Source organism: Polaromonas sp. UC242_47 (assembly GCF_044452385.1).
GTDB lineage: Bacteria > Pseudomonadota > Gammaproteobacteria > Burkholderiales > Burkholderiaceae_C > Polaromonas.
In genome coordinates, this window is the sequence record NZ_JBIOAO010000001.1 from 1,577,907 (window position 1) to 1,601,057 (window position 23,151).

Consider the following 23,151-nt stretch of genomic DNA (forward strand, 5'->3'; position numbering starts at 1 on the left):
AGTGAGGCCCTTGCCATGCTGACACCTGCCATGTTTCGCCCAAGCCTGATTCGGGGTCCGGCCAAGTGGATCTTGTGTCTGTTGTTGGTGCTCTGGTGTGTCGGTGCCGCCGCCGCCCCGGTGCTGGTGCTCAAGTTGCAGGATGCGATTGGACCAGCCAGCGCCGATTACATCGTGCGCGGCATTGCCAAGGCCCAGGAGCGCCAGGCCGGCCTGGTGGTTCTGATGCTGGACACGCCGGGCGGGCTGGACAGTTCCATGCGCCAGATCATCCAGGCCATCTTGTCTTCGCCCATCCCGGTGGCCGTGTATGTCGCGCCGGAAGGTGCCCGGGCCGCCAGCGCCGGAACTTACATCCTCTACGCCGCCCATGTGGCCGCTATGGCGCCCGCGACCACCTTGGGCGCGGCAACACCGGTGGCGATCGGCTTGCCCGGTGCCAGATCGGACAAGGACAAAGACAAGGCAAGCTCCCCACGGCGCCTACCGACGCCATGGGGGCCAAAGTCATGAACGATGCCGCCGCCTTCATACGCGGCCTGGCGCAGACCCGGGGCCGCAACGCGGAGTGGGCCGAACGGGCAGTGCGCGAAGCGGTCAGCCTGAGCGCCGGTGAGGCCTTGCGCGACAAGGTGATCGACCTGGTCGCCGTGGACTTGCCGGACCTGTTGCGGCAGATGGACGGCCGGAGCGTCGAGGTTCGGGGCGCGCACCTCACCTTGCACACGCAGGGCCAGGTGGTCGAGTGGATGTTGCCCGACTGGCGTCAGCGCTTGCTGGCCGTGATCGCCCATCCCAGCGTGGCTCTGATTCTGTTGATGGTGGGGTTTTATGGGCTGGTGTTCGAGTTTTCATCGCCTGGTCTGGCCCTGCCCGGGGTGGCCGGCGCCATCTGCCTTTTGCTGGGGCTGTTTGCCTTGCAGCTTTTGCCCGTGAACTATGCGGGCCTGGCCCTGGTTCTGCTTGGTATGGCTTTTCTTGCCGCCGAACTGGTGGTGCCCAGCGGCCTGCTGGGCGCAGGAGGGGTAGTCGCTTTTGTGGTCGGCGGTATTTTGCTGTTTGACCGCGACGTGCCGGGTTTTGGCGTGCCGATCTCCCTGGTGTTGGGGCTGGCCCTGAGTTCCGCGGTGGTGGTGTTTGTGTTGGCAACCATGGCCTTGCGCGCACGCCGGCGGCCGGTGCTGGGCGGGCGCGAGGAAATGGCCGGTACCCTGGGCGAGGTGGTTTATGTCGAGGGTGATGAGGCCTGGGCCGAGGTGCGCGGCGAACGCTGGCGGGTGCGCAGCGAGGCGCCGCTCAGGATGGGGCAACGGATCCGGGTGCTGCGCATCGACGGCCTGTTGTTGCAGGTTCAGGGTGAAGCGGACATTCTCAAAGGAGCAGCGTCATGATCATGATTGGTTTGCCTCTCGGGCTGCTGGTGCTGCTTTTTCTGCTGCTGATCAGCAGTTCACTGCGCATTTTGCGTGAATACGAACGGGGTGTGGTGTTCCAGCTCGGTCGTTTCTGGAAGGTCAAGGGCCCGGGCCTGGTCATCCTGATTCCGGTGATTCAGCAAATGGTGCGTATCGACCTGCGTGTGGTCACCATGGACGTGCCGCCGCAGGATGTGATCTCGCGTGACAACGTCTCGGTCAAGGTTAATGCGGTGGTGTTTTTCCGGGTGGTGGACGCGCAAAAAGCCATCATCAATGTCGAAAACTTCCTGATGGCGACCAGCCAACTGGCGCAAACCACCTTGCGTGTGGTGCTGGGCAAACATGAACTGGACGAGATGCTGGCGGAGCGCGAGCGACTGAACCTCGACATCCAGCGCATTCTGGATGCACAAACCGACGGCTGGGGCATCAAGGTGACCAATGTCGAAATCAAACACATAGACCTCAACGAGTCCATGGTGCGGGCCATCGCACGCCAGGCCGAGGCTGAACGTGAACGCCGCGCCAAGGTGATCCATGCGGAAGGCGAAAAACAGGCCGCGTCCGCCTTGCTGGAGGCCGCGCGCATGCTGGCGCAGCAGCCCGAAGCGATGCAGCTGCGTTACCTGCAGACCATGACCCAGGTCGCCGGGGACCGCGCCTCCACCGTGATCCTGCCGCTGCCCATGGACTTGCTGGGTGCCTTGATGCGGCCGCAAAAATCAACAGGCGAGGGCGGAGATCATAAGTAAGCGTATCATTTCTGCTGATCCAATTCGCTGACCAGGTAGAGATGAACGCACCTCCTTCTTCCCCTTCCGTCCTGTCCCGCTGGAGCCAGCCCGGCTCCAGCCGTGTGCCCTTCTGGGCCTATACCGACGAGCAGCTGTACCAGCGCGAGCTGGAGAAAATTTTCTACGGCCCGCACTGGTGTTACGTCGGGCTGGAGGTCGAGATCCCGAATCTGGGTGATTTCAAGCTCAGCCATGTCGGTGAACGCCAGGTGGTGATGGTGCGTGACCGCGTGGCACCCAAGGACCGCGGCATGGACCACGGCATCCGCGTTGTTGAAAACCGCTGCGCGCACCGCGGCGTACGTTTTTGTCAGAACCCGCAAGGCAATGCGCGCAGCTTTGTCTGTCCCTACCACCAGTGGACTTACAAACTCAATGGCGATCTCGCCGGCCTGCCGTTCAAGGACGGCGTGAAAGAGGGCGAGTGTGTCAACGGCGGCATGCCCGAAGGCTTTGACCTCAAGGACCACGGCCTGACCAAACTGCGTGTGGCGGTCTTGCACGGCCTGGTGTTTGCGACTTTCAGCGACACGGTGGAGCCGCTGGAGGACTACCTGGGCCCGAACATCCTGCCCTGGGTAGAGCGCATTTTCAAAGGCCGGCAACTGACCTTGCTGGGCTACAACCGCCAGCGTATTCCGGGCAACTGGAAGCTGATGATGGAAAACATCAAGGACCCCTACCACCCCGGTTTGCTGCACACCTGGTTTGTGACTTTTGGCCTGTGGCGCGCCGACCAGAAAAGCCGCATGGTGATGGATGAGCAGGGTCGCCATGCCGTGATGATTTCGCGCCGCAACGAAGGCGGGCAGGCCGCCGTGACCGAAGGCGTGACCTCTTTCAAGGCCAACATGGCGCTGCACGACGACCGCTTGCTGGACGTGGTGCCCGAACCCTGGTGGAAGGTGCCGGACCCGTCCCAGCCCGGCAGCGAGATCATGCCCACCGTGACCATGATCACGCTGTTTCCCAGCCTCATCATCCAGCAACAGGTCAACTCGCTGAGCACGCGCCACATCGTGCCGCGCGGCCAGGGGGAGTTTGATTTTGTCTGGACCCATTTTGGTTTTGCTGACGACACACCCGAGATGACGCGACGCCGTTTGCGCCAGTCCAACCTGTTCGGGCCGGCCGGTTTTGTCAGCGCCGACGACGGTGAAGTCATCGAGTTCAGCCAGGCCGGTTTCCGGCAGGGTGGTGAAGACGGTTCGACCTTGTGCGAGCTGGGCGGCACCGGCACCGAGATGACCGAACACATGGTCACCGAAACGCTGATTCGCAGCATGTATGCCTACTGGAAGAAAGTGATGGCCGTATGAGTGGGGTGACGCTGGAGCGCCTGCAGCTTCAACACGATGTTGATCAACTCAACGTGGCCTATGCCGCGGTGCTGGACGACAAACGTTTTGACGCCTGGCCGGAGTTTTTTCTGGAGGACGGACGTTACACCGTGCAGGCGCGCGAAAATTTCGACCGGGGTTTGCCGCTGGCGCTGATGGACCTGGAAAGCCGGGGCATGATGAAAGACCGCGTCTATGGCATCACCCAGACGATTTACCACGGGCCGTTTACATGCGCCACGTGATCAGTGCGGCGCAAATTTTGTCGCACGAAGCCGGTGTGATCACGACGCAGACCAACTACGCGGTGTTTCGCACCAAACCGGCGGGTGTCAGCGAGGTCTACAACGTGGGGCGTTATCTGGATGAGCTGGTGCGCACCGATGAAGGCCTGAAGTTCAGACGGCGGTTGTGTGTGTATGACAGCGAGATGATTCTTAATTCCTTGATTTATCCGGTTTGAGTTTTTAGGCTGTTGCTAGCTTGGGATGTTTTTTGTCCTTCGGGCAGGCCGGGAGTTGCCCGGCGGCAACTCACTTTTCTTTTGCGTCGCCAAAAGAAAAGTAAGCAAAAGAAAAGGCGACCCCGCTGTCTGCGCCCCCTTCGCTGGCGCTCAGGGGCAACCTGCGGTGCTCGGTCCAGTCGGGGTCGAACTCGAACTCGGCTACGCCTCAGACAATCGCTCGCCCTGATCCGACTGGCCCTGCGCTCCTCGGCGCAGACAGAAGGGGTGGGAGAAAACCAATGCGAGGAGACAGGACGCGCTTTGCGCGTCCTGTCATGCTCTAAAGACCGTCATTCATGCACGCGTTTGCAGCACACATAGCCAAATGAAGTCCCCCTCCATCGCCCAGCGGGGCGAGGGAGGGGCTAGGGGTGGGAGTGGGGAGTTCGTCCTACTGTCAGCGGCAAACCGCAAACGCAGCGTGATGCTTGAACGGATTCCCTCAGGTATATCTTCGAAAACTGGCTTAACGTTTCTGGTCTTGCCGTTTACCAACTTCATTGCCGATCACCGCACCAGCCGCAGCGCCGCCCACGGTGCCCAGCGTGCCGCCACCCAGGGCGCTGCCTGCAACACCGCCTAGAACAGCACCCGTCGCCGTGCCGATTTGTGCATTGTTCGGGTTGGTTGAACACCCGGTCAGGGCGATCAGGGATGCAGCTGCAGTTGCCATCAATAATGTCTTTGTCATCATGTCCACCTTTGGTTTGTGTTGCAGGCAACTTGCGTTGAACCTGGATCACCGCATGGGGTGGTGTCCCTTCGAACTGCCTGTGACTTGACTGTAGATTTTTCGCCGCTTCGGCGATGTAGGTGATAGCCCCCCTGACCGTCGGCTTGCCGCGTGCATGGCCGGAGGAGAGCAGGAGGCCGGAGTGCAAGCGCTACAGCGGACGATTCCGCGCCAGGGGCGGATTTTTCGAGAAGTAACTGCCTATGCCGCGCATCAACGCATCGGCGAGTTGCACCTGGTAGGCCTCGCTGCGCAGCTTGGCTTCTTCGTCGGGGTTGCTGATAAACGCGGTTTCCACCAGCACGCTCGGAATGTCGGGGGCCTTGAGCACGGCAAAACTGGCTTGTTCGACACGCGGTTTGTGCAGCTTGCCGACGCTGCCGATTTCACCCAGCATGGCGCCGCCGAGTTTGAGACTGTCGCTGATCTGGGCGGTGGTGCTCATGTCGAGCAGTGCTTTTTGCACCTGCGCGTCCTTGACCTTGACGTTGACGCCGCCCACCAGGTCGGCGGAGTTTTCCTTGTCGGCGATCCAGCGTGCGGCGCTGCTACTGGCGCCTTTTTCACTCAAGGCAAACACACTGGCGCCTTGCGGGCGTGGTGTGAAAAACGCGTCGGCGTGAATGCTGATGAATAAATCGGCCTGCACACGCCTGGCTTTTTGCACGCGGACATGCAGCGGGACAAAAAAGTCGGCATCACGCGTCAGGTAGGCGCGCATATTCGGTTGCTGGTTGATACGTTCGCGCAGGCGCAGTGCAATCTGCAGCACCACATCTTTTTCGCGCGTGCCGCCTGGGCCGATGGCGCCCGGGTCTTCACCGCCGTGGCCGGGGTCCAGCGCCACGATGATGAGGCGGTCGGTTTTGTTGCGGCTGCCGGCGCCGGCACCCACGGTTTCCGGCGGCGCCTTGGGCGCGGCGGCGATGACGCGGTCCTTGTCAGTGCCGGTCGCGGGGGGCGTGGCGTCGCCGGCTGGTTTGGCCGGCGTCGGCTTGTCGGTTTGTTTGGCGATCAGCTCGCCCAGCGGATCCGTGGCCGCGGCCGGGGCGACCGTTTTGTCCTTGAGCCGCTCGGCAATCAACGCGGCCAGCGGGTCGGGCGCCTGGGTCGGGTAGAGGTCAAACACCAGCCGGTGCTGGTAGGCCGCGACCGGTGGCAAGGTGAACACCTGGGGCAGGATGTGTTGCTTCAGGTCTATCACCAGGCGCACCACGCCCGGTGCGTTTTGCCCGACACGGATGCCGGAAATGTTCGGGTCGTCGGCCTTGACCTTGGCCACCAGCTCGCGCAGCGCGGGGATCAGGTCCACCCCTTCGATGTCCACGGCCAGGCGTGGCGGCTCGGTGACAAAGGTTGTTTTGGTTTTCAGGCCGGTGTCGGACTCGATGGTGACCCGGCTGTAGTCCGGCGCCGGCCAGATGCGGACCGCCAGGATGGTGGCGCCGCGCGCGAGGTGTTGCACGCCGAGCAGCAACACCAGACTGCCCATTTGCAGGGCACTGCGGCGGCTGTGGCGGCCGCTCACGGCAACAGTGCCGCGGCGGCGGCGGTGTGGGCGCTCAGCGTGACGGCGCGCGCTTCGTTGTCCAGCAGTTCCAGATGGATGTCCAGGTCGGCAGTTGGCAGGTGTTCGCCGGCTTTTTCCGGCCACTCGACCAGTTTCAGGCCAGGGCTGGCGAAGATGTCGCGAAAGCCGGCTTCTTCCCATTCGTCGGGGTCGTTGAAGCGATAAAAATCGAAATGCCAGATGTTGAGGGTGTCGCCCGCCGTGTCGGTCACGCTGTAGGGCTCGACCACCGCATAAGTCGGGCTTTTGACACGTCCCTCAACGCCCAGGGCCTTGAGGAAATGCCGTGCAAAGGTGGTTTTGCCGGCGCCCAGGTCGCCGTGCAACTGGATCAGGGCATTGCGGCCGGGCAGGCTGGCCAGCAAGCGGGTGGCCATGGCCTGGGCGAAAGCCTGGGTATCGGCCTCGGTGGTCCAGGCAATACTTTTTACAATGAGCGTGTGATCTTCAATAGCCATCAATTCGTTTCTCAAATTCAAACGTGGGCGCGCGAGCTTGGATTTTCGCAAATCGGCATTGCAGGGGTGGACTTGTCTTCTGCGGAGCCCGGATTATCGGCCTGGCTGGCGGCCGGATTTCATGGGGACATGAATTACATGGCTGCCCATGGCCTCAAACGCGCCCGGCCGGCTGAACTGGTGCCGGGCACGGTCAGTGTGATCACGGCGCGTATGGACTATTTGCCGGCCTCCACACCGGCGCAGCCGGGTCAGTGGCAGGCCCAGGAACTGGCGCGCCTGCAGCGGCCCGGCGAAGCGATTGTGTCGGTGTATGCGCGTGGCCGGGACTACCACAAGATCATGCGTGCGCGCCTGCAAAAACTTGCCGAACGGATCGCCACCCAGGTCCAGCCCCTGGGCCACCGGGCCTTCACCGATTCGGCGCCCGTGCTGGAGGCCGAGCTGGCCGCACGCAGCGGACAGGGCTGGCGCGGCAAACACACCTTGCTGCTGAACCGCGAGGCCGGCTCCATGTTTTTTCTGGGTGAAATTTATGTGGACATCGCGCTGCCGCCCAGCGAGCCGGTGACGCCGCATTGCGGCAGCTGTAGCGCCTGCATCACCATTTGCCCGACCCAGGCCATCATCGCGCCGCACCAGCTGGATGCCAGGCGCTGCATCTCCTACCTGACCATCGAACATGCAGGCGCGATCCCGCTCGAGTTGAGGCCGCTGATAGGCAACCGCATTTACGGCTGTGACGACTGCCAGCTGGCCTGCCCCTGGAACAAGTTTGCGCAACGCAGCGCCTTGCCCGACTTTGACGAGCGCCAGGGCCTGACCGGCCAGCAACTGACGACCTTGTTCGCCTGGACGGAGGAGGAGTTTTTGCGTTACACCGAAGGCAGCGCGATCCGGCGTATCGGCCACGAACGCTGGCTGCGCAACATCGCGGTGGCCATGGGCAATGCCTTGCAGGCGGGCCGTGATGACGACGGCAGCATACGCGCGGCCTTGTTGGCGCGGCAGGATCATGCGAGCGCGGTGGTGCGGGAACATGTGGTGTGGGCCCTTTCTCAATCCATTATGAATGAAGTTGAGCGCTAGCCCTTTAGCCGCGGGCGCAAGCAGCTACTGATTTTGTAGCATTTTGTTAGGCCGTCGGTTGGCGCGGGCGGTTTTAGCCGGGAAGGACTGCTGTCTCACGCACCACCTGGCCCCAGCGCGTGGTTTGGTCGGCGATAAAACGTCCGAATTCCTCGGGGCTGTTGGCGACCACCACGTTGACCTGCTCTTCGTGGCTTTTCACGACATCCGGATGCCGCAAGGCTTTGGCCATTTCGCGGTGCAGGCTGGCCAGCACCGCTGCCGGCACACCGCGCGTCGTGACGGCGCCCTGCCAGGTGTCGAACACCATGTCGTTATAGCCTGACTCGCGGAAGGTGGGCACGCCCGGCATCTGCGGCATGCGGATGCTGCTGGTCACTGCCAGCGGCACGACCGTCCCGGCGCGCAAGTGTTCCCAGACGGCTGAAGGGGTTTCGTACAAGAGCGGCACCTGGCCGCTGATGAAGTCCTGCACCGCCGGCGCCGTGCCTTTGTAGGGCACATGGGTGATGTCCAGCCCGGCGCGGCGTTTGTAAATCTCGCCCACCATGTGGCCAATGGTCCCGTTGCCGGGGGAGGCATAGGCCAGCGGGCGGCCGGCGCGTACCGCAACTTCCACATCGGCGAGGCTGCGATAGCCCGTGTTGCGGTGCGCCAGCAGCACGGTGACCGAGCGGGAAAACTGCGTGATAGGCTGGAAGTCGCGCGACACGTCATAGGGTTGCTGCGGAAAGATGTGCGGATTGATCGCCAGCGAACCGATGGTTCCTAGCAGTAGCGTGTGGCCGTCCGGCGTGGCCCGGGCGCAGGCTTCGGAGCCGATCATGCCGCTGGCACCTGCGCGGTTGTCCACCAACACCGTCCAGCCGGCGTCCAGGCGCATGCGTTCGGCCACCTGGCGGGCACGCAGGTCGGATGTGCCACCTGCCGGAAAAGGCACGATGAAACGGATGGGTTTGTCAGGCTGAGGGAAGCCGCCGGGCTGGGCGCGCGCGCTGAAGACGGCGGGGGCGGCCACCAGAGCGGGCAAGGTCTGGAGCAGGAGACGACGGCGTGTGAGGGACATCCGGAACAGCTGGTTGTATGAAGAATTTAATAATTGTCATACAGGCCAGGGCCTGGGGCCATACGCCGTTTGGCGGGTGTTCAACTGAGGGGCTTGAGGTGTTTGTGCCCGGCGCCGGGCGCATGGGCATGGCGGTGGCCCGCCGATGCTTGCGCCAGCGGCACCAGGTGTATCTGGCCGTGGCGAACGCCGCGCAGGGCGACCAGTTGCTGCGCGCAAACCTGTACCGCCGTGGTCGGGCCGCGCAGCACCACACTTTCCAGGCAGTGGTCGTGGTCCAGGTGGGTGTGCAGGCTGCTGACGACCAGGTCGTGGTGTTCATGCTGCAAGGCCATGAGGCGGCGGGTGACCTGTGGCTCGTGGTGGTCGTAGACATAACTCACGTTGGCCACGCAGTATTTGCGGCACGGGCGTCGAGTGTGTCCTTGCCCAGGCGCTCGCGAATCAGGTCACGCACGGCTTCGGAGCGGTTGATATAACCGCGGTCCGCAATGAGCTCGTCAAATTGGGCGGCCAGGCCATCATCCAGAGAGATCGTGAAGCGCTGCATGTTTGCCCCGTACTGTAAAAGTCAAAGTCTTGATCCTGGTGTCTCTGCCTATAATCGGTCCCGTGCCCGCCCTCCCAACGATCTTTCGCCCATTCTGGGCGCGCTTTGCAGCTTTGCTGGGGTTTCTGGCTGTGTGCTCGGCGCTGCTGGCGCCGGTGTCCATGCTGGCCGAAGAGGTGCGTACCGGCAAGCTGGGCGGCATTTGCAGCATGGGTTCCGCTGGCTGGTCCCAGGACGCCGGCACGGATGAGGGCGCTAGTGCGAGCGGTCATTGCGACCTGTGCGGCTCCTTGGGTCTGGGGCTGCCGCCGCTGCAACACATGGATGTCTGTCCCGTCGCCGTCACGGCGATGGCTGTTGTTTTTCAGGATGCCGTCCGTTCGGCCTCCTCGCCGGGGCTGCCTTTCAGCCGCGGCCCGCCCGCACTTTGATCTGAACTGAAAACGCCTCGCCCCGAGGCTTGGTGCGCGCTGGCTGCAGAGCCGATGCGTTCGCTACGGTTGATTTCAAAGAGTGGACTCCATGATTCCTTTTCGCCTTCCTGTTGGCGTATTTTTCCTGGGCGGCAGCGCTGCGGCCCTGTTGCTGGCGCCATCCGCCTTCGCCCAAGCGGCACCAGTGTCGACTGACGCGCCGGTCAAATCCCTGGGCATGGTCACGGTGACCAGCGGCCAGCCGACCTCGCTGCCGACGCAGATTCCCACCACCATCGAAGGGGTGACGCGCGAGCAGATCGAGCAAACCATCAACGCGACCGACAGCGAAGATGCGCTCAAATACCTGCCCAGCCTGCTGGTGCGCAAGCGTTACATCGGCGACTACAACCACGCCATTTTGTCCAGCCGCGCTTCGGGCACCGGCAACAGCGCGCGCTCCGCCGTGTATGCCGACGGCATTTTGTTGTCCAACTACCTGGGCAATGGCATTGCCAACGGCACCAACTACGCGCCGCGCTGGGGCCTGGTGACGCCGGAAGAAATCGAACGTGTGGATGTGTTGTACGGTCCGTTCTCCGCCGCCTACCCGGGCAACTCGGTGGGCGCCGTGGTGGACTATGTCACGCGTATGCCGACGCAGTTCGAGGCCCATGCCAAGATCAGCGCTTTCAACCAGGCTTTCAAGCTGTATGGCACGGACAGCCACTTTGGCGGCAGCCAGGCCAGCGCGTCTCTGGGCAGCAAGAGCGGCGACTGGTCCTGGTTCATCAACGCCAACCGCACCCAAAGCGCCGGGCAGCCGCTGACCTTCACAACCAAAGCTCTGAGCAACGTGGTGTCGGCGGTCAACCCGGTCACCGGCGCCGTGGCTGGGCTGAACACCCGCAATCAGCCCTGGCTGCTGATAGGCGGCGCCACGCAGTACCGAACCGAGCAGGAACATGTCAAGCTCAAGGTGGCTTATGACTTTTCGCCGACGGTGCGCGCCAGCTACACCCTGGGCTACTGGGACAACAGCGCGCAGAACCGCTCGGACAGTTATTTGCGCAACGCGGCCGGGGCGCCTGTGTACAGCGGCAACGTCAGCATCAACGGCCGGGCCTACACCCTGGGGCCGACCGACTTTGGTGTGAGCAACGAGGCGCTGACACATCTGATGCACGGCCTGTCGATCAAGTCCAACACGCGCGGCGTGTGGGACTGGGAAGTGGCCGCCAGTTTGTACGACTACCAGAAAGACCAGATCCGCGCGGCCACGACAGCGCAACCCGGCGCGCTGGGCGGCGGCGCGGGCACTTTGCAGGACCAGGGCGGCACCGGCTGGAACAACCTGGCGCTCAAGGGCATCTGGCGACCCGACGGGCTGCAGGGCGCACACATCGTCGATGTGGGTTACCAGCAGGACAGCTACAAGCTGCGCATCCTCAAGTCCAGCGTGCTGGGCAACTGGATGAACGACGGCGCCGGCACCATGCTCAGCGACGTGGGCGGCCGCACACAGTTGCGCAGCGTTTATGCGCAGGACGCCTGGAGCTTTGCGCCCAAATGGAAAACCGTGCTGGGCGCACGCATCGAGAACTGGCATACGTCCAGCGGTTTCACTTGGTTTGGCGCCGGCAACCCGGCCAACACGGCTTACGCCGCGCGCAGCGAGAATGCGGTCTCGCCCAAAGCCGCCTTGTCTTACCAGTGGGCCGCGGACACCACGCTCAAGGCCTCGACCGGCCGTGCCGTGCGTTTCCCGACCGTGGGTGAGTTGTATGGCGCGACGGCCACCGTCAATTCCCAGTACATCAACGATCCGAATCTGAAACCGGAAAAGTCCTGGACCACTGAACTCACGGCGGAAAAAGACCTGGGCAACGCGGTCTTGCGTGTCACGTTTTTCACCGAGAACACACGTGATGCGCTGTATGCGCAGCAGACCTTTGATCCGATGGCGGGCAGCAACATCAGCCGGGTGCAAAACGTCGCACGTATCCAGACCCAGGGCCTGGAAGTGGCCTACAACGGCAACGATGTTTTCAAGAAGGGCTTGAGCCTGGGCGGCAGCGTGACGTATGCGGATTCACGCATCAAGGAAAACAGCGGCTTTGTGCTGACGCCGGGCGACACCGTTGGCAAATACCAGCCGCGTGTGCCGGTCTGGCGCGCCACGGCGCTGGTCAGCTACCGCTTTGACCAGGCCTGGACCGGCACCTTTGCCGCGCGTTACAGCGGCAAGCAGTTTTCCAGCCTGGACAACAGCGACGTGAATGGCTTTGCCTACCAGGGCACCAGCAAGTACTTCGTCACTGACGTGCGCTTCCACTACAAGGTCAACAAGCAGTGGACCGCAGCCTTCGGCATCGACAACCTGAACAACTACCAGTACTGGAATTTCCATCCTTACCCGCAGCGCACCTTCATGGCCGAGCTGAAGGTCGACCTGTAAAACCGATTAACTCATCCTGACGAAAGATCCATTCATGCCTATCTCTATTGCTATCAAAATAATAGCTACATGCGCCCTGGTGGCGGGGGCTGCACCCGCTTTTTCTCACATGGTCCTGGAAGCCGGCAGTGCGGCGGCCGGCAGCAGCTACAAGGCCGTGTTCCTGGTCGGCCACGGCTGCCAGGGCTCGGCCACCACCGGCGTGGCTGTGCAGATCCCGGCCGGGTTTCAGGGCGCCAAGCCTTATCCCAAGGCCGGCTGGAACGTGTCCGCCACCAGCGCGCCACTCGCTACACCGTACACCAGCCACGGCAAACAAATCACGCAAGACGTGAGCGTGGTGCGCTGGACGGCGGCGAGCAAAGAGGCGGCGCTGCCCGACGCGTTGGTGGACGAGTTTTTGCTGCGCGGCAAACTCCCGGAGATGGCGGGGCCGCTCTGGTTCAAGGTGCTGCAAACCTGCGAAAACGGCCACAATGACTGGAGCGAAGTGCCCGCTACCGGCACCTCCACCCAGGGCTTGAAAGCGCCGGCGGTGTTGCTGGAAGTCACACCCGCCCAGGCCGGCCCTCACCAGCACTGAACTCCGATTCCCGATTTATCTCAAAGAAAGAACCATCATGAAATCAAGCATCATCACCGCCTTGCTGGCACTCAGCGCTGGCCTGGCCTCTGCCCAAACCGTCGATGTCAAGGACGCCTGGGTGCGCACGGCCGTGACCGGTCAGCAAGGCACGGGCGCCTTCATGAAAATCACGGCCAAGGAAACGACCCGCTTGGTGGCTGTCTCCACACCTGCGGCCGGTATCGCCGAAGTGCATGAAATGAAGATGGAAAACGACGTCATGAAAATGCGCGGTTTGTCGGGCCTGGATTTGCCGGCCGGCAAAACGGTGGAGCTCAAGCCGGGCGGTTACCACGTGATGTTGATGGATTTGAAACAGGCTTTGCCGGCCGGCAGCACGGTGGCCATGACCCTGGTGTTCAAGGACGCCAAAGGTGTTGAAAGCAAGGTCGCGCTGAGCGTGCCGGTTGCCGCCGCCGCGCCCGGCGCAGCCGCAGGCCAGCCCGCGGCGGCCGCCCACAAGCACTGACTATTTGCCGGGTTTGCTGCCGAGCCGGCGGTACACCGTGGCGCGGCTGATGCCAAGGGTGCGCGCCGCTTTCATGACATTGCCCCTGGCGTCGCTGACGGCTTTGCGGATCAGCGCGGTTTCCACATCCTTGAGCGGCAGGTGGCTGGCGGCGCGGCCGGTCAGCCGCTGGGTGGCGGCGGCGTGGCCCTGCAGCAGCGGCAGCGCATGCAGGCGCAGGCCTGACCACAAAGGCACGTCGATGGCTTGCGGGTAGGCCTGCGTGGTATCGGCTTTCGCGGCGTCAAACAAGAGGCCGTAAGGCATGGCAAAGAGTTCGCTGCAATGCACGGCCGCCGGGTGACCGGCCTGCAGTGCCGGCACCATCTGCCGCGCCGCCGGGTTGGCGCCTGTGACCCAGCCGTCGGCGTCCAGGCAGACCAGGCCGTCGCTGTCTTCCCCCAGGCTGGGGCTGGACCAGTTCAAGCGGATCAGCAACTCGTGTGGCCGGCCCTGCATCAGCGCGTTTTCAATATGGCGCGCCGACTGCGCGACCAGGTGTTTGAGTTCGGGCCGTTCCACCGCGTCCACGCCGGTCAGGTCCAGCATGCCGGCGCAGCGGCCGTCGGGCCCGAACACCGGCGCGCCGGCGCAGCTGTAGGCCGAGTTGGCATTGAAAAAATGCTCGCCGCGGTGCAACCAGACCGGTTGCAGCTCGGTCAGCGCCGCACCTATCGCGGTGGTGCCCACACATTGCTCGGACAGGTCTACCCCTATACGGGTGATCAGATCGGCGCGCCGGTCGCGCCGGTCTATCGAGCCGTTGACATCCACCACCACACCTTGTGCATTGGTCAGGATGGCGAAGTAGTGCGTGCTGGCAATCGCCACCCCGAGTTTTTCCAGCACCGGACGGGCGGCCTGCACCAGCACGTGGTTGGCCTCTTCGGTGCGGCGCAGCAGCTGCGGTGACATCAGCTCAAAGCCGACGGCCTGGTCCGGCCGCTGGCCGCTGGCCAGGCAGCGCTGCCAGGAGCGTTCAATCCAGCTGTCGGCCAGGGCGCCGCCGGGCGGGCTTTTGCCGTCCTGCATCACCGCCTGACGGGCTTGCGCGATGAGATGCAAGCGTTGTTCGGAAGACGGCGAGAGGACAGTCAGCATGGCATGAACACCCGGTGGGGGCAGCCTGACTGGCCTGCCTTGAATGCGCTGTTCTGCCGGTTGGCAGGGAATGTTCCATTTTGAGAATTTCAGCCCCGTTTGGCAAGACTTTGGGGTTTACCCTAGGTCTGGGTGGGGTCGCCAATCCAACAATGGTTTGTTTCGTCCCCGGAGCCCGACACGCTCCCCAGCCTCAAGCCAACAGGAGACAAGCGCATGCAAGTTCAATTCAAAGTCAATGGGAAATCATCGGCCCTGGAGGTCCCCACCAACACCTTGTTGGTGCAGGTGCTGCGCGAACAACTGCAGCTCACCGGGACCCATGTGGGCTGCGATACCGCCCAATGCGGCGCTTGCACCGTCATCATGAACGGGCGCGCCATCAAGTCCTGCAACATCCTGGCGGCCCAGGCCCAAGGCGCCGAGATCACCACCATCGAGGGTCTGGCCCAGCCGGACGGCACCATGCACCCGATGCAGGCGGCGTTCAAGGAGTGCCACGGCCTGCAATGCGGCTTTTGCACCACCGGCATGGTGATGAGTGCGGTCGATCTTTGCAAACACCATCCCAAGGCGACAGAAACGGAAATCCGCGAGTTGCTGGAAGGCAATCTCTGCCGCTGCACCGGTTACCAGAACATCGTCAAGGCCGTGCAGCAGGGCGCTGCGGCCATGGCGACCTGATTCGCGCACGCATTGAGCTTGGTCAATTTTTCAGGAGTACAAAAATGGGTGCATCCGATTTTGTCAACTTGCCCGATATTGGCGCGTCCATACGCCGCAAGGAAGACTACCGTTTTCTGACCGGCGGCGGGCAATACACCGATGACATCACGCTGGCCCACCAGAGCTACGCGGTGTTTGTGCGTTCGCCGCACGCCCATGCCAACATCAAAAGTATCAACACGGCGGCCGCCAAGGCCGCGCCTGGCGTGCTGGATGTGTTTGTAGGTGCCGACGTGGCGGCCGACAAGATCAACGGCCTGCCTTGCGGCTGGCTGATCACCAGCACCGACGGCACGCCCATGAAGGAGCCGCCGCACCCGATCCTGGCGCAGGGCAAGGTGCGCTATGTCGGCGACCATGTGGCCATGGTGGTGGCCGAGACGCTGGAGCAGGCCAAAAACGCCGCCGAGCTGGTGGAGGTGGACTACGAGGTGCTGAGCGCCGTCGTCAAGGTGACCGATGCCGCCAAGGCTGCGGCCCTGCACGATGTTGCCCCTGGCAACCATTGCTTCAAATGGGCGATAGGCGACAAGGCGCAGGTCGACGCGGCTTTTGCCGGGGCCGCGCATGTGACCCAACTTGATTTGATCAACAACCGTCTCGTTCCCAATGCCATGGAGCCGCGCGCCGTGATCGGCTCTTACAGCCGCGCGACCGACGAATACACCTTGTACGTGGCCAATCAGAACCCGCACGTCGAGCGCCTGTTGTTGACGGCTTTTGTGATGGGCCTGCCCGAACACAAAGTGCGGGTGATTGCACCCGACGTGGGCGGCGGCTTCGGCTCCAAGATTTATCTTTATGCAGAAGACGTGTGCCTGACCTGGGCGTCGAAAAAGCTCAACCGCAACATCAAGTGGACGGCCGACCGCAGCGAAGCCTTTGTCTGCGACGCCCATGGCCGCGACCATGCCAGCCACGCCGAAATGGCGCTGGACAAGGACGGCAAGTTTCTCGCGCTGCGCGTGCACACCGACGCCAACATGGGCGCTTACCTGTCGACATTTGCGCCGGCCATTCCGACCATTTTGTACGCGACCCTGCTGGCCGGCCAGTACACCACGCCGCAGATTTATGTCGAGGTCGATGCCTGGTTCACCAACACCGCGCCGGTCGATGCCTACCGTGGCGCCGGCCGGCCTGAAGCGACGTATTTGCTGGAGCGCCTGGTCACACGTTGCGGCTGGGAGTTGGGCCTGGCCCAGGATGAAATCCGCAGGCGCAACATGGTCACCCAATTCCCCTACCAGACACCGGTGGCGCTGCAATACGACGTGGGTGACTTCCGCGCCTTGCTGGAGCGCGCCAACGAGCTGGCCGACGTGGCCGGCTTTGCCCAACGCAAGGCCGCGACCGAAACCAAGGGCAAATTGCGCGGCATCGGTTACTCCAGCTACATCGAAGCCTGCGGCCTGGCGCCCAGCAACATCGCCGGCGCTTTGGGTGCACGCGCCGGCCTGTTCGAATGCGGTGAAGTACGTGTGCATCCGACCGGCAGCGTGACCGTGTTCACCGGTTCCCACAGCCACGGCCAAGGCCATGAAACCACGTTTGCGCAGGTGGTGGCCGCGCGCCTGGGGATTTCGGTGGACCAGGTGGATGTGGTGCACGGCGACACCGGACGTGTGCCTTTCGGCATGGGTACCTACGGCTCGCGCTCGTTGGCGGTGGGCGGCACGGCCATCATGAAGGCGCTGGACAAGATTGAAACCAAGGCCAAAAAAATCGCCGCGCACCTGATGGAGGCCAGCGACGCGGACGTGGAGTTTGCCAACGGCGAGTTCACCATCAAGGGCACTGATAAAAAGGTGACCTTCGGCCAGGTGGCGCTGACAGCGTATGTGCCGCACAACTACCCGCTGGACAAGCTGGAGCCCGGCCTGAATGAAACCGCGTTTTACGACCCGACCAACTTCACCTTCCCGGCCGGCACCTACATCTGCGAGGTCGAGATCGACCCGGCCACCGGCGAGGTGCGGGCCGACCGTTTCACGGCGGTGGACGACTTCGGCAACATCATCAACCCCATGATTGTCGAAGGCCAGGTGCATGGCGGGCTGGTGCAGGGCATAGGCCAGGCGCTGCTGGAGCGTTGTGTGTACGACCCGGAGTCCGGCCAGTTGTTGACCGGCTCTTTCATGGACTACACCATGCCGCGTGCCGACGACATGCCCAACTTCACCTTGGACACCTTGTGCACGCCCTGCAGCCACAACCCGCTGGGTGCCAAGGGCTGCGGCGAGGCCGGCGCCATCGGTTCGCCGCCGGCGGTGATGAATGCGGTGCTGGACGCCTTGAAGCCGCTGGGGGTGACCGACTTCGACATGCCCGCGACTGCCAGCCGCGTCTGGGAAGCCATCCAGGCCGCCAAACACTGACACTTCCAAGGAGTACCCACCATGTATGCATTCACCCTGGAACGCCCAGCCACCACCGCCGATGCGGCCAAGCTCGCCGCCGCCGGCGCCCAACCGCTGGCCGGCGGGCAGACTTTGCTGGCGTCCATGAAATTACGCCTGTCCAGCCCGGAGCAACTGGCCGACCTGAGCGGCATCAAGGAGCTTGTCGGCATCAAACGCGACGGCAATGCCTTTGTGATCGGCGCCATGACGCGCCATGCCGACGTCGCCATTCACGCCGAGCTGAAAGCGGCTTTGCCGGCGCTGGCCGACCTGGCGGGCAACATCGGCGACCGGCAGGTGCGCGCGATGGGCACCTTGGGCGGCTCGGTCGCCAACAACGACCCGTCCGCCTGTTACCCCAGCGCGGTGCTGGCGCTGGGCGCGACGATTCACACCACCTCACGCAAGATCGCGGCCGACGACTTTTTCCTCGGCATGTTTGCAACCGCGCTGAACGAGGGCGAGTTGATCACCGCGATCAGCTTCCCGATTCCCAAGCGCGCGGCCTACATGAAGTTCAAGCAACCGGCCTCGCGTTTTGCGCTGGTCGGCGTTTTCATTGCGCAGTTTGATGCCGGCGTGCGTGTCGCCGTCACCGGTGCCTCCAACGGTGTGTTCCGTCACACGGGGCTGGAAGCGGCTTTGAGCAAAAGTTTCACGCCGGAGTCCGCCGCAGCGGTCAACATTGATGCGACAGACCTGAACAGCGACATCCACGCCACGGCCGCTTACCGCGCCAACCTGATCAGCGTGCAGGCGCAGCGCGGGGTGGCGAAGGCCTTGGCTTGATTTATTGCCTTTCTTAAGCTTTTTAGGCCTCTGGCCCTTGAAGGGCGGGTGCAAGTAGCTATTTAATTGATAGCGATTAGAGAAAATGGAAAACCGATTTGATGACGATTTTCCCAAGCATTGATGCGCTGATCCAGGCGCTGCAGGGGGCCGGTTATTTCGCCGACCGCCGGCTCGCCACGGCGGTTTTCCTCGCACTGAAACTGCAGCGCCCGCTGCTGCTCGAAGGTGAACCCGGCGTTGGCAAAACCGAGCTGGCCAAGGCGTTGGCCCTGGCGCTGCAGCGCCAACTGATACGCCTGCAGTGTTACGACGGGCTGGAACAACGCGAAGCCCTGTACGAGTGGAACTACGCAGCCCAGTTGCTGCACATGCGTGCCGTGGAAGGCCACAGCCAGGCCGCCGACGTTGAGCGCGAGGTCTACCAGGACCGCTACCTGATACGCCGGCCGCTGCTGCAGGCCTTGCAAACACCGGCGCCGGGCGCGGTGCTGCTGATCGACGAGGTGGACCGGGCCGACGAACCCTTCGAGGCCTTTTTGCTCGAGTACCTGGGCGAGTACCAGGTCAGCATTCCCGAAATCGGCACGGTGCGCGCCGAGGTGACGCCGGTGACCATCCTCACCAGCAACCGCACGCGTGAACTCAACGACGCCGTCAAACGCCGTTGCCTCTACCACTGGCTGGATTACCCGGACCGCGAGCGCGAACTGGCGATTGTGCGGGCCCAGGTGCCGCAGGCCGGCGACTTGTTGTCGGCCCAGGTCGCCAGCTTCGTCGACCGCTTGCGCCGGTCGCCTTTTGGCAACGCTTTTCAGCGTGCGCCTGGCATTGCAGAAAGCGTCGAATGGGCCAAAGCGCTGGTCGCGCTGGACACGCTGGTGGTCGACCCTGAGGTGATTGCCGACACGGCCGGCATCTTGTTCAAACAGCGTGAGGACGTGGCGGCGCTCACACATGAGCTGGCCGTTGAACTGCTCAAGCCCGAAGAGACGGCGGCCGAGTGACCGGAGTGCCAGCATGCTTCTAGGGGATGCGCGCAGCGGCAAGTTGGCCGACAACATCACCGGCTTCGGCCGGGCCTTGCGCCGGGCCGGCGTCAAAATCGACAGCCAGCGTATCGCCCTGGCCAAGGAGGCGGCGCTGGCGGTGGGTATTGCCGACAAGGAAGACCTGAGTGCGGCCTTTGAAGCCGTGATGGTCAGCCGCGAGCAGGATCGCCTGGTGTTTCGCGAATTGTTCGAGGTGTATTTCCAGGACCCGAAAGTCGCCAACAAGCTGCTGGCGCAACTGCTGCCCAGCGCCGAAGGCAAAGCCGAGGCCAGCAAACGCCGGCCACGTGTGCGTGAGGCGCTGGCGCCACAAAAAACTTTCGGCCAGCAGGCCCAGCCCGCTGCCGAAGACCAGAAGGTTGAGTTTGACGCAGCCATGACGGCCAGCGACATCGAGCGCCTGCAACATGCCGACTTCAACGCCTTGTCGGCCACCGAGTACCGGCTGGTGGAGCGGCTGGCGCGCGACATCAAGCTGCCCCTGCCCATGTTTGCCTCGCGCCGCAGCCGCCCCGCAGCCTCGGGCGCACGCATGCACTGGCCCGGCGTCATGCACCGGGCCGCACAGACCGGCGGCGAGTTGCTGCAACTGCCGCGCTTGCAGCGGCGCGAGCAGGCCTTGCCTTTGCTGGTGCTGGTCGATGTGTCGGGTTCGATGGAGCGTTATGCCCGGTTGCTGCTGGCTTTTTTGCATGCGGCCACACGCCGTCATCCGCAGCGCGATGTGTTTGCCTTCGGCATGCACCTGACCGATTTGACGCCGGCGTTTCGTCAGGCCGATACCGACGCCATGCTGGCGCATGCCAGTCTGGCGATTGAAGATTTTGCCGGCGGCACGCAGCTGGGCCTGTCGCTGGCCAGCTTGCGCGAACACCATGCGCGCCGCCTGGTCGGGCGCCGCACCATCGTCTTGGTCATCACCGACGGCCTGGACACCGGCGAGCCGGCGGACCTGGCGCGTGAGTTGGCCTGGCTGCGCCGGCGCAGCCGCCGCCTGCTCTGGCTCAACCCCTTGCTGCGTTTTGACGGTTATGCGCCGCTGGCGCGTGGCGCGGCGGTACTGCATGCGCAGGCCCATGGCATGCTCGCGGTGCACAACTTGAGCAAGCTGGAGGAACTGGCGGCCAGTCTGGCGGCTCTGATGAAGACTTGAGCGCGCATTATTCAAACTCCACCAAGAAAAAAAGGACAAGACCATGGACATGTCAGCCAGCCGGCAACTCGCCGTGACCCAGCAACAGGCCTGGGACGCGCTGAACGATCCCGCCGTTCTCAAAACCTGTATCCCCGGTTGCGACAAGGTCGAAGCCTCGGGCGACAACCAATACGCGATCGGCATGGCGTTGAAGATAGGGCCGGTCTCGGCCAAATTCACCGGCAAGATCACGCTCAGCGAAATCAACCCGCCGTCCAGTTACAAACTGTCGTTTGAAGGGCAGGGCGGCCCGGCCGGTTTTGGCAAGGGCAGCGCCGAAGTCCAACTGACGCCCAACGCCGAGGGTTGCGAGCTGGCGTACACGGTGCATGCCTCGGTCGGCGGTAAGGTGGCGCAGCTTGGGCAGCGGCTGATTGACGGCGCGGCCAAGTCCATGGCGGAAGATTTTTTCAAACGTTTTGACGATGAAATGCAGCGCCAGCATCCCGAGAGTTATGCGGCGAAAATAGTCATGGGTGATGTGGAGACGGAAGTCGCCACAACCACACGCCGCGCCGGCCTTCCGGTGTGGGTTTATATCGCCGGCGCGGTGATTTTGGCGCTGGTGCTGGTGGTCGGGCTGGGCGGTTGACGGTCTGCAGGCCACCGGCGAAAGGAAGAGTGATGGAAAATCTGGATGTGATGGTATTGCGCACCCTGCGCGACTGGCGTGCGGCGGGCAAACGCGCCTTGCTGGCCACGGTGGTGCGGACCTGGGGCTCGTCGCCGCGGCCTGTGGGCTCCATCATGGCGCTGTGTGAAGACGGTGCGGTGGTTGGCTCGGTGTCGGGCGGCTGTATTGAAGATGACCTGATCTACAGGCACACGCAAGCGTATGCGTCGGCCTTGTCGCTGGACGGTGGCGGTAAAACCATTCCCTCGGGCCCGCCGGCCTTTGTCAAATACGGCGTCACCGCCGACGAAGCCCACCGTTTTGGCCTGCCTTGTGGCGGCACGCTGGAGTTGTTGCTGGAGTATGACCCCGACGCGACCGCGCTGGCGCAACTGGTGGAAGCGCTGGAAGCCGGGCAGTTGACCCAGCGCCGCGTGCGCCTGGCCGATGGTGTCGTCACGCTGGAGCAAGCCCTGGCGCCGGCCGAACTCAGTGTCTCGGCCCAGGAACTGGTCAACACCTTTGGCCCCGAATACCGCATGTTGCTGATAGGTGCGGGCCAGCTGACCGAGTACTTGGCAACCATGGCCTTGTTCAGCGGTTTTTCCGTCACCGTCTGTGACCCGCGTGAAGAGTACCGCAGCGCCTGGTCGGTGGCCGGCGCCAAGGTGCTTAGCGACATGCCGGACGACGTGGTGATCGCCTTCAAACCGGACCGGCGCAGCTGCGTGATTGCCCTCACGCACGATCCCAAACTCGACGACCTGGCCTTGATGGAGGCGCTGAGCACCGACGCGTTTTACATAGGCGCGATTGGCTCACGGCGCAACAACGAGGCGCGTCACCAGCGCATGATCGAACATTTCAGCCTCAGCGAAGCGACCCTCGCGCGCCTGCGCGGCCCCATCGGTATTTACATCGGCAGCAAGACCCCGCCCGAAATCGCCGTCAGCGTGATGGCCGAGGTGCTGGCCGTGAAAAACGGCGTGGTGTTGCCGCGCGACATGGCTGTGCGGCAGGCCAAAGACGTCCGTGCGGTGGAGGCCAACGAGCCGGGTGAATTGGTGTGTGGTGTTCCGCAGGCCTAGTCTTAAGTGAGTTGTTCTTGGATTTTTTAGCGAAATTGGCCTGTGCCCTGCGTCCGGAATTATCGGGATGCTATAAAAGACATAGCGGGTGTGACGCTGTGAATCGCTGAAATACGGCGATGAGCCCGAAGCGGGTGATCAAGGCGGGTTACTTCAGCGTCTGCAAAGCAGCGGTTGCTGCCGATTGTCGATACAGGCTTACCAGAAACCCAGTTGATTTCCCGTCAACGGTCGTTCATGACTGGCTCTTAACGACCCGTTGCTGCCGTTCGAGCTTCATCGTCATATGTCTGCTGTGCAGCGTTTGCTGCCGATCATCGGTGTCGGCTTACCGGCAATCCAATTGATGTCCAGCCAACTGTCGTTCATGACCGGCTCTTGACGACTCAAAGCAGATGCTGCAAAAAAATCTGATACAGCTCTCGCTGTGCGGGTGACTAACAGACGAAAAAAGCTTTCGCGTCCCGTCACATGTCTGCTGGCTACGAACAACCAATACCCCGGCTCCTGCTCGCCAAGACGGTAGGGGCATTACTGCGGGCGTGGGTTCACTGTTTGCAGCTGCGGTTTGACGCAGTGTGAATGTCCGTTAGCGAACAGACGCGCCTTGCCGTTTCGCGCAAAGTGACTTGATGATTACCGGCGCACTGGTCGTTCG

23 protein-coding genes and 1 pseudogene are annotated in these 23,151 nt (G+C 63.0%); 17 read left to right on the forward strand and 7 right to left on the reverse strand.

The window, feature by feature from the left end; translation table 11 throughout:
* Positions 1-15 precede the first annotated feature (15 nt).
* The 5 genes and pseudogenes from ACHMXK_RS07820 to ACHMXK_RS07840 all read left to right on the forward strand — a co-directional run bounded on the left by ACHMXK_RS07820 (position 16) and on the right by ACHMXK_RS07840 (position 4,015).
* Entirely contained in the window at positions 16-513 is a 498-nt protein-coding gene (locus ACHMXK_RS07820; protein ID WP_397439179.1) for a hypothetical protein, read from the forward strand.
* The gene (locus tag ACHMXK_RS07825; RefSeq protein WP_397439181.1) at positions 495-1,391 is read left to right on the forward strand and encodes a nodulation protein NfeD; all 897 of its coding nucleotides are present in this window, start codon (positions 495-497) and stop codon (positions 1,389-1,391) included. The genes ACHMXK_RS07820 and ACHMXK_RS07825 overlap by 19 nt, the downstream gene beginning before the upstream one ends.
* Positions 1,388-2,170, forward strand: coding sequence for a slipin family protein (locus tag ACHMXK_RS07830; protein WP_397439183.1), 783 nt, complete (start codon positions 1,388-1,390; stop codon positions 2,168-2,170). The genes ACHMXK_RS07825 and ACHMXK_RS07830 overlap by 4 nt, the downstream gene beginning before the upstream one ends.
* A 41-nt stretch (positions 2,171-2,211) precedes the next feature.
* Positions 2,212-3,531, forward strand: a complete 1,320-nt coding sequence (locus ACHMXK_RS07835; protein WP_397439185.1) for an aromatic ring-hydroxylating dioxygenase subunit alpha — start codon at positions 2,212-2,214, stop codon at positions 3,529-3,531.
* Positions 3,528-4,015, forward strand: a pseudogene (locus ACHMXK_RS07840) (aromatic-ring-hydroxylating dioxygenase subunit beta). The gene ACHMXK_RS07835 and the pseudogene ACHMXK_RS07840 overlap by 4 nt, the downstream one beginning before the upstream one ends.
* 508 nt (positions 4,016-4,523) lie before the next feature.
* Here the strand turns inward: ACHMXK_RS07840 and ACHMXK_RS07845 are convergent.
* From ACHMXK_RS07845 to tsaE, 3 genes are all read right to left on the reverse strand, one after another.
* Positions 4,524-4,751, reverse strand: a complete 228-nt coding sequence (locus ACHMXK_RS07845; RefSeq protein ID WP_397442470.1) for a glycine zipper 2TM domain-containing protein — start codon at positions 4,749-4,751, stop codon at positions 4,524-4,526.
* Positions 4,752-4,941: 190 nt separating this feature from the next.
* Positions 4,942-6,282, reverse strand: coding sequence for an N-acetylmuramoyl-L-alanine amidase (locus ACHMXK_RS07850; RefSeq protein WP_397442471.1), 1,341 nt, complete (start codon positions 6,280-6,282; stop codon positions 4,942-4,944).
* A gap of 32 nt (positions 6,283-6,314) precedes the next feature.
* Positions 6,315-6,818 carry a tRNA (adenosine(37)-N6)-threonylcarbamoyltransferase complex ATPase subunit type 1 TsaE gene (gene tsaE, locus ACHMXK_RS07855; RefSeq protein WP_397439187.1) on the reverse strand — a complete coding sequence of 168 codons (504 nt, stop codon included), beginning with the start codon at positions 6,816-6,818 and terminating at the stop codon, positions 6,315-6,317.
* A 15-nt stretch (positions 6,819-6,833) separates the two neighbouring features.
* On the opposite strand from tsaE, the gene queG reads away from it, so the two are divergent.
* Entirely contained in the window at positions 6,834-7,907 is a 1,074-nt protein-coding gene (gene queG, locus ACHMXK_RS07860; protein WP_397442472.1) for a tRNA epoxyqueuosine(34) reductase QueG, read from the forward strand.
* A 73-nt stretch (positions 7,908-7,980) separates the two neighbouring features.
* On the opposite strand, the gene ACHMXK_RS07865 is transcribed toward queG, so the two are convergent.
* The 3 genes from ACHMXK_RS07865 to ACHMXK_RS07875 all read right to left on the reverse strand — a co-directional run bounded on the left by ACHMXK_RS07865 (position 7,981) and on the right by ACHMXK_RS07875 (position 9,523).
* Positions 7,981-8,973, reverse strand: coding sequence for a Bug family tripartite tricarboxylate transporter substrate binding protein (locus ACHMXK_RS07865; protein ID WP_397439189.1), 993 nt, complete (start codon positions 8,971-8,973; stop codon positions 7,981-7,983).
* A gap of 80 nt (positions 8,974-9,053) precedes the next feature.
* Entirely contained in the window at positions 9,054-9,365 is a 312-nt protein-coding gene (nikR, locus tag ACHMXK_RS07870) for a nickel-responsive transcriptional regulator NikR (RefSeq protein ID WP_397439191.1), read from the reverse strand.
* Complete coding sequence (locus tag ACHMXK_RS07875) at positions 9,353-9,523, reverse strand: ribbon-helix-helix protein, CopG family (RefSeq protein ID WP_397439193.1); 171 nt, start codon at positions 9,521-9,523, stop codon at positions 9,353-9,355. The genes nikR and ACHMXK_RS07875 overlap by 13 nt, the downstream gene beginning before the upstream one ends.
* A 62-nt stretch (positions 9,524-9,585) precedes the next feature.
* Here ACHMXK_RS07875 and ACHMXK_RS07880 point away from each other — a divergent pair, with 62 nt between their 5' ends.
* From ACHMXK_RS07880 to ACHMXK_RS07895, 4 genes are all read left to right on the forward strand, one after another.
* On the forward strand, positions 9,586-9,954 hold the full coding sequence (locus ACHMXK_RS07880) for a DUF2946 family protein (protein ID WP_397439195.1): 369 nt from the start codon (positions 9,586-9,588) through the stop codon (positions 9,952-9,954).
* Positions 9,955-10,045: 91 nt separating this feature from the next.
* The gene (locus ACHMXK_RS07885; RefSeq protein WP_397439197.1) at positions 10,046-12,394 is read left to right on the forward strand and encodes a TonB-dependent receptor; all 2,349 of its coding nucleotides are present in this window, start codon (positions 10,046-10,048) and stop codon (positions 12,392-12,394) included.
* Positions 12,395-12,428: 34 nt separating this feature from the next.
* On the forward strand, positions 12,429-12,977 hold the full coding sequence (locus tag ACHMXK_RS07890; RefSeq protein ID WP_397439199.1) for a YcnI family protein: 549 nt from the start codon (positions 12,429-12,431) through the stop codon (positions 12,975-12,977).
* A 37-nt stretch (positions 12,978-13,014) separates the two neighbouring features.
* A complete protein-coding gene (locus ACHMXK_RS07895) occupies positions 13,015-13,488 on the forward strand; it encodes a copper chaperone PCu(A)C (protein ID WP_397439201.1) in 474 nt (157 codons plus the stop codon).
* Here the strand turns inward: ACHMXK_RS07895 and ACHMXK_RS07900 are convergent, their stop codons facing one another.
* Complete coding sequence (locus ACHMXK_RS07900; RefSeq protein ID WP_397439203.1) at positions 13,489-14,628, reverse strand: sigma-54-dependent Fis family transcriptional regulator; 1,140 nt, start codon at positions 14,626-14,628, stop codon at positions 13,489-13,491. It abuts the gene before it with no gap.
* A 216-nt stretch (positions 14,629-14,844) separates the two neighbouring features.
* Between ACHMXK_RS07900 and ACHMXK_RS07905 the strand changes: the two genes are divergently transcribed.
* From ACHMXK_RS07905 to ACHMXK_RS07935, 7 genes are all read left to right on the forward strand, one after another.
* Positions 14,845-15,312, forward strand: a complete 468-nt coding sequence (locus tag ACHMXK_RS07905; RefSeq protein WP_397439205.1) for a (2Fe-2S)-binding protein — start codon at positions 14,845-14,847, stop codon at positions 15,310-15,312.
* A gap of 44 nt (positions 15,313-15,356) precedes the next feature.
* A complete protein-coding gene (locus ACHMXK_RS07910) occupies positions 15,357-17,732 on the forward strand; it encodes a xanthine dehydrogenase family protein molybdopterin-binding subunit (RefSeq protein WP_397439208.1) in 2,376 nt (791 codons plus the stop codon).
* Positions 17,733-17,753: 21 nt separating this feature from the next.
* Positions 17,754-18,545: an FAD binding domain-containing protein gene (locus ACHMXK_RS07915; protein WP_397439209.1), complete on the forward strand. Its 792-nt coding sequence runs from the start codon at positions 17,754-17,756 to the stop codon at positions 18,543-18,545.
* A 101-nt stretch (positions 18,546-18,646) separates the two neighbouring features.
* Entirely contained in the window at positions 18,647-19,552 is a 906-nt protein-coding gene (locus ACHMXK_RS07920) for an AAA family ATPase (RefSeq protein ID WP_397439211.1), read from the forward strand.
* 13 nt (positions 19,553-19,565) lie between these two features.
* Positions 19,566-20,750, forward strand: coding sequence for a VWA domain-containing protein (locus ACHMXK_RS07925; protein WP_397439213.1), 1,185 nt, complete (start codon positions 19,566-19,568; stop codon positions 20,748-20,750).
* Between the two features lie 43 nt (positions 20,751-20,793).
* A complete protein-coding gene (locus ACHMXK_RS07930; RefSeq protein ID WP_397439215.1) occupies positions 20,794-21,384 on the forward strand; it encodes a carbon monoxide dehydrogenase subunit G in 591 nt (196 codons plus the stop codon).
* A 32-nt stretch (positions 21,385-21,416) separates the two neighbouring features.
* Positions 21,417-22,493 carry an XdhC family protein gene (locus ACHMXK_RS07935; RefSeq protein ID WP_397439217.1) on the forward strand — a complete coding sequence of 359 codons (1,077 nt, stop codon included), beginning with the start codon at positions 21,417-21,419 and terminating at the stop codon, positions 22,491-22,493.
* The last annotated feature ends 658 nt before the right edge of the window (positions 22,494-23,151 follow it).

Excerpts from the sequence above, each read along its gene's own strand:
- ACHMXK_RS07820 (WP_397439179.1), top strand. The coding sequence starts at position 16 with ATGCTGACACCTGCCATGTTTCGCCCAAGCCTGATTCGGGGTCCGGCC.
- ACHMXK_RS07825 (WP_397439181.1), top strand. The coding sequence starts at position 495 with ATGGGGGCCAAAGTCATGAACGATGCCGCCGCCTTCATACGCGGCCTG.
- ACHMXK_RS07830 (WP_397439183.1), top strand. The coding sequence starts at position 1,388 with ATGATCATGATTGGTTTGCCTCTCGGGCTGCTGGTGCTGCTTTTTCTG.
- ACHMXK_RS07835 (WP_397439185.1), top strand. The coding sequence starts at position 2,212 with ATGAACGCACCTCCTTCTTCCCCTTCCGTCCTGTCCCGCTGGAGCCAG.
- ACHMXK_RS07845 (WP_397442470.1), bottom strand. The coding sequence starts at position 4,751 with ATGATGACAAAGACATTATTGATGGCAACTGCAGCTGCATCCCTGATC.
- ACHMXK_RS07850 (WP_397442471.1), bottom strand. The coding sequence starts at position 6,282 with ATGGGCAGTCTGGTGTTGCTGCTCGGCGTGCAACACCTCGCGCGCGGC.
- tsaE (WP_397439187.1), bottom strand. The coding sequence starts at position 6,818 with ATGGCTATTGAAGATCACACGCTCATTGTAAAAAGTATTGCCTGGACC.
- ACHMXK_RS07865 (WP_397439189.1), bottom strand. The coding sequence starts at position 8,973 with ATGTCCCTCACACGCCGTCGTCTCCTGCTCCAGACCTTGCCCGCTCTG.
- ACHMXK_RS07875 (WP_397439193.1), bottom strand. The coding sequence starts at position 9,523 with ATGCAGCGCTTCACGATCTCTCTGGATGATGGCCTGGCCGCCCAATTT.
- ACHMXK_RS07885 (WP_397439197.1), top strand. The coding sequence starts at position 10,046 with ATGATTCCTTTTCGCCTTCCTGTTGGCGTATTTTTCCTGGGCGGCAGC.
- ACHMXK_RS07890 (WP_397439199.1), top strand. The coding sequence starts at position 12,429 with ATGCCTATCTCTATTGCTATCAAAATAATAGCTACATGCGCCCTGGTG.
- ACHMXK_RS07895 (WP_397439201.1), top strand. The coding sequence starts at position 13,015 with ATGAAATCAAGCATCATCACCGCCTTGCTGGCACTCAGCGCTGGCCTG.
- ACHMXK_RS07900 (WP_397439203.1), bottom strand. The coding sequence starts at position 14,628 with ATGCTGACTGTCCTCTCGCCGTCTTCCGAACAACGCTTGCATCTCATC.
- ACHMXK_RS07905 (WP_397439205.1), top strand. The coding sequence starts at position 14,845 with ATGCAAGTTCAATTCAAAGTCAATGGGAAATCATCGGCCCTGGAGGTC.
- ACHMXK_RS07910 (WP_397439208.1), top strand. The coding sequence starts at position 15,357 with ATGGGTGCATCCGATTTTGTCAACTTGCCCGATATTGGCGCGTCCATA.
- ACHMXK_RS07915 (WP_397439209.1), top strand. The coding sequence starts at position 17,754 with ATGTATGCATTCACCCTGGAACGCCCAGCCACCACCGCCGATGCGGCC.
- ACHMXK_RS07920 (WP_397439211.1), top strand. The coding sequence starts at position 18,647 with ATGACGATTTTCCCAAGCATTGATGCGCTGATCCAGGCGCTGCAGGGG.
- ACHMXK_RS07925 (WP_397439213.1), top strand. The coding sequence starts at position 19,566 with ATGCTTCTAGGGGATGCGCGCAGCGGCAAGTTGGCCGACAACATCACC.
- ACHMXK_RS07930 (WP_397439215.1), top strand. The coding sequence starts at position 20,794 with ATGGACATGTCAGCCAGCCGGCAACTCGCCGTGACCCAGCAACAGGCC.
- ACHMXK_RS07935 (WP_397439217.1), top strand. The coding sequence starts at position 21,417 with ATGGAAAATCTGGATGTGATGGTATTGCGCACCCTGCGCGACTGGCGT.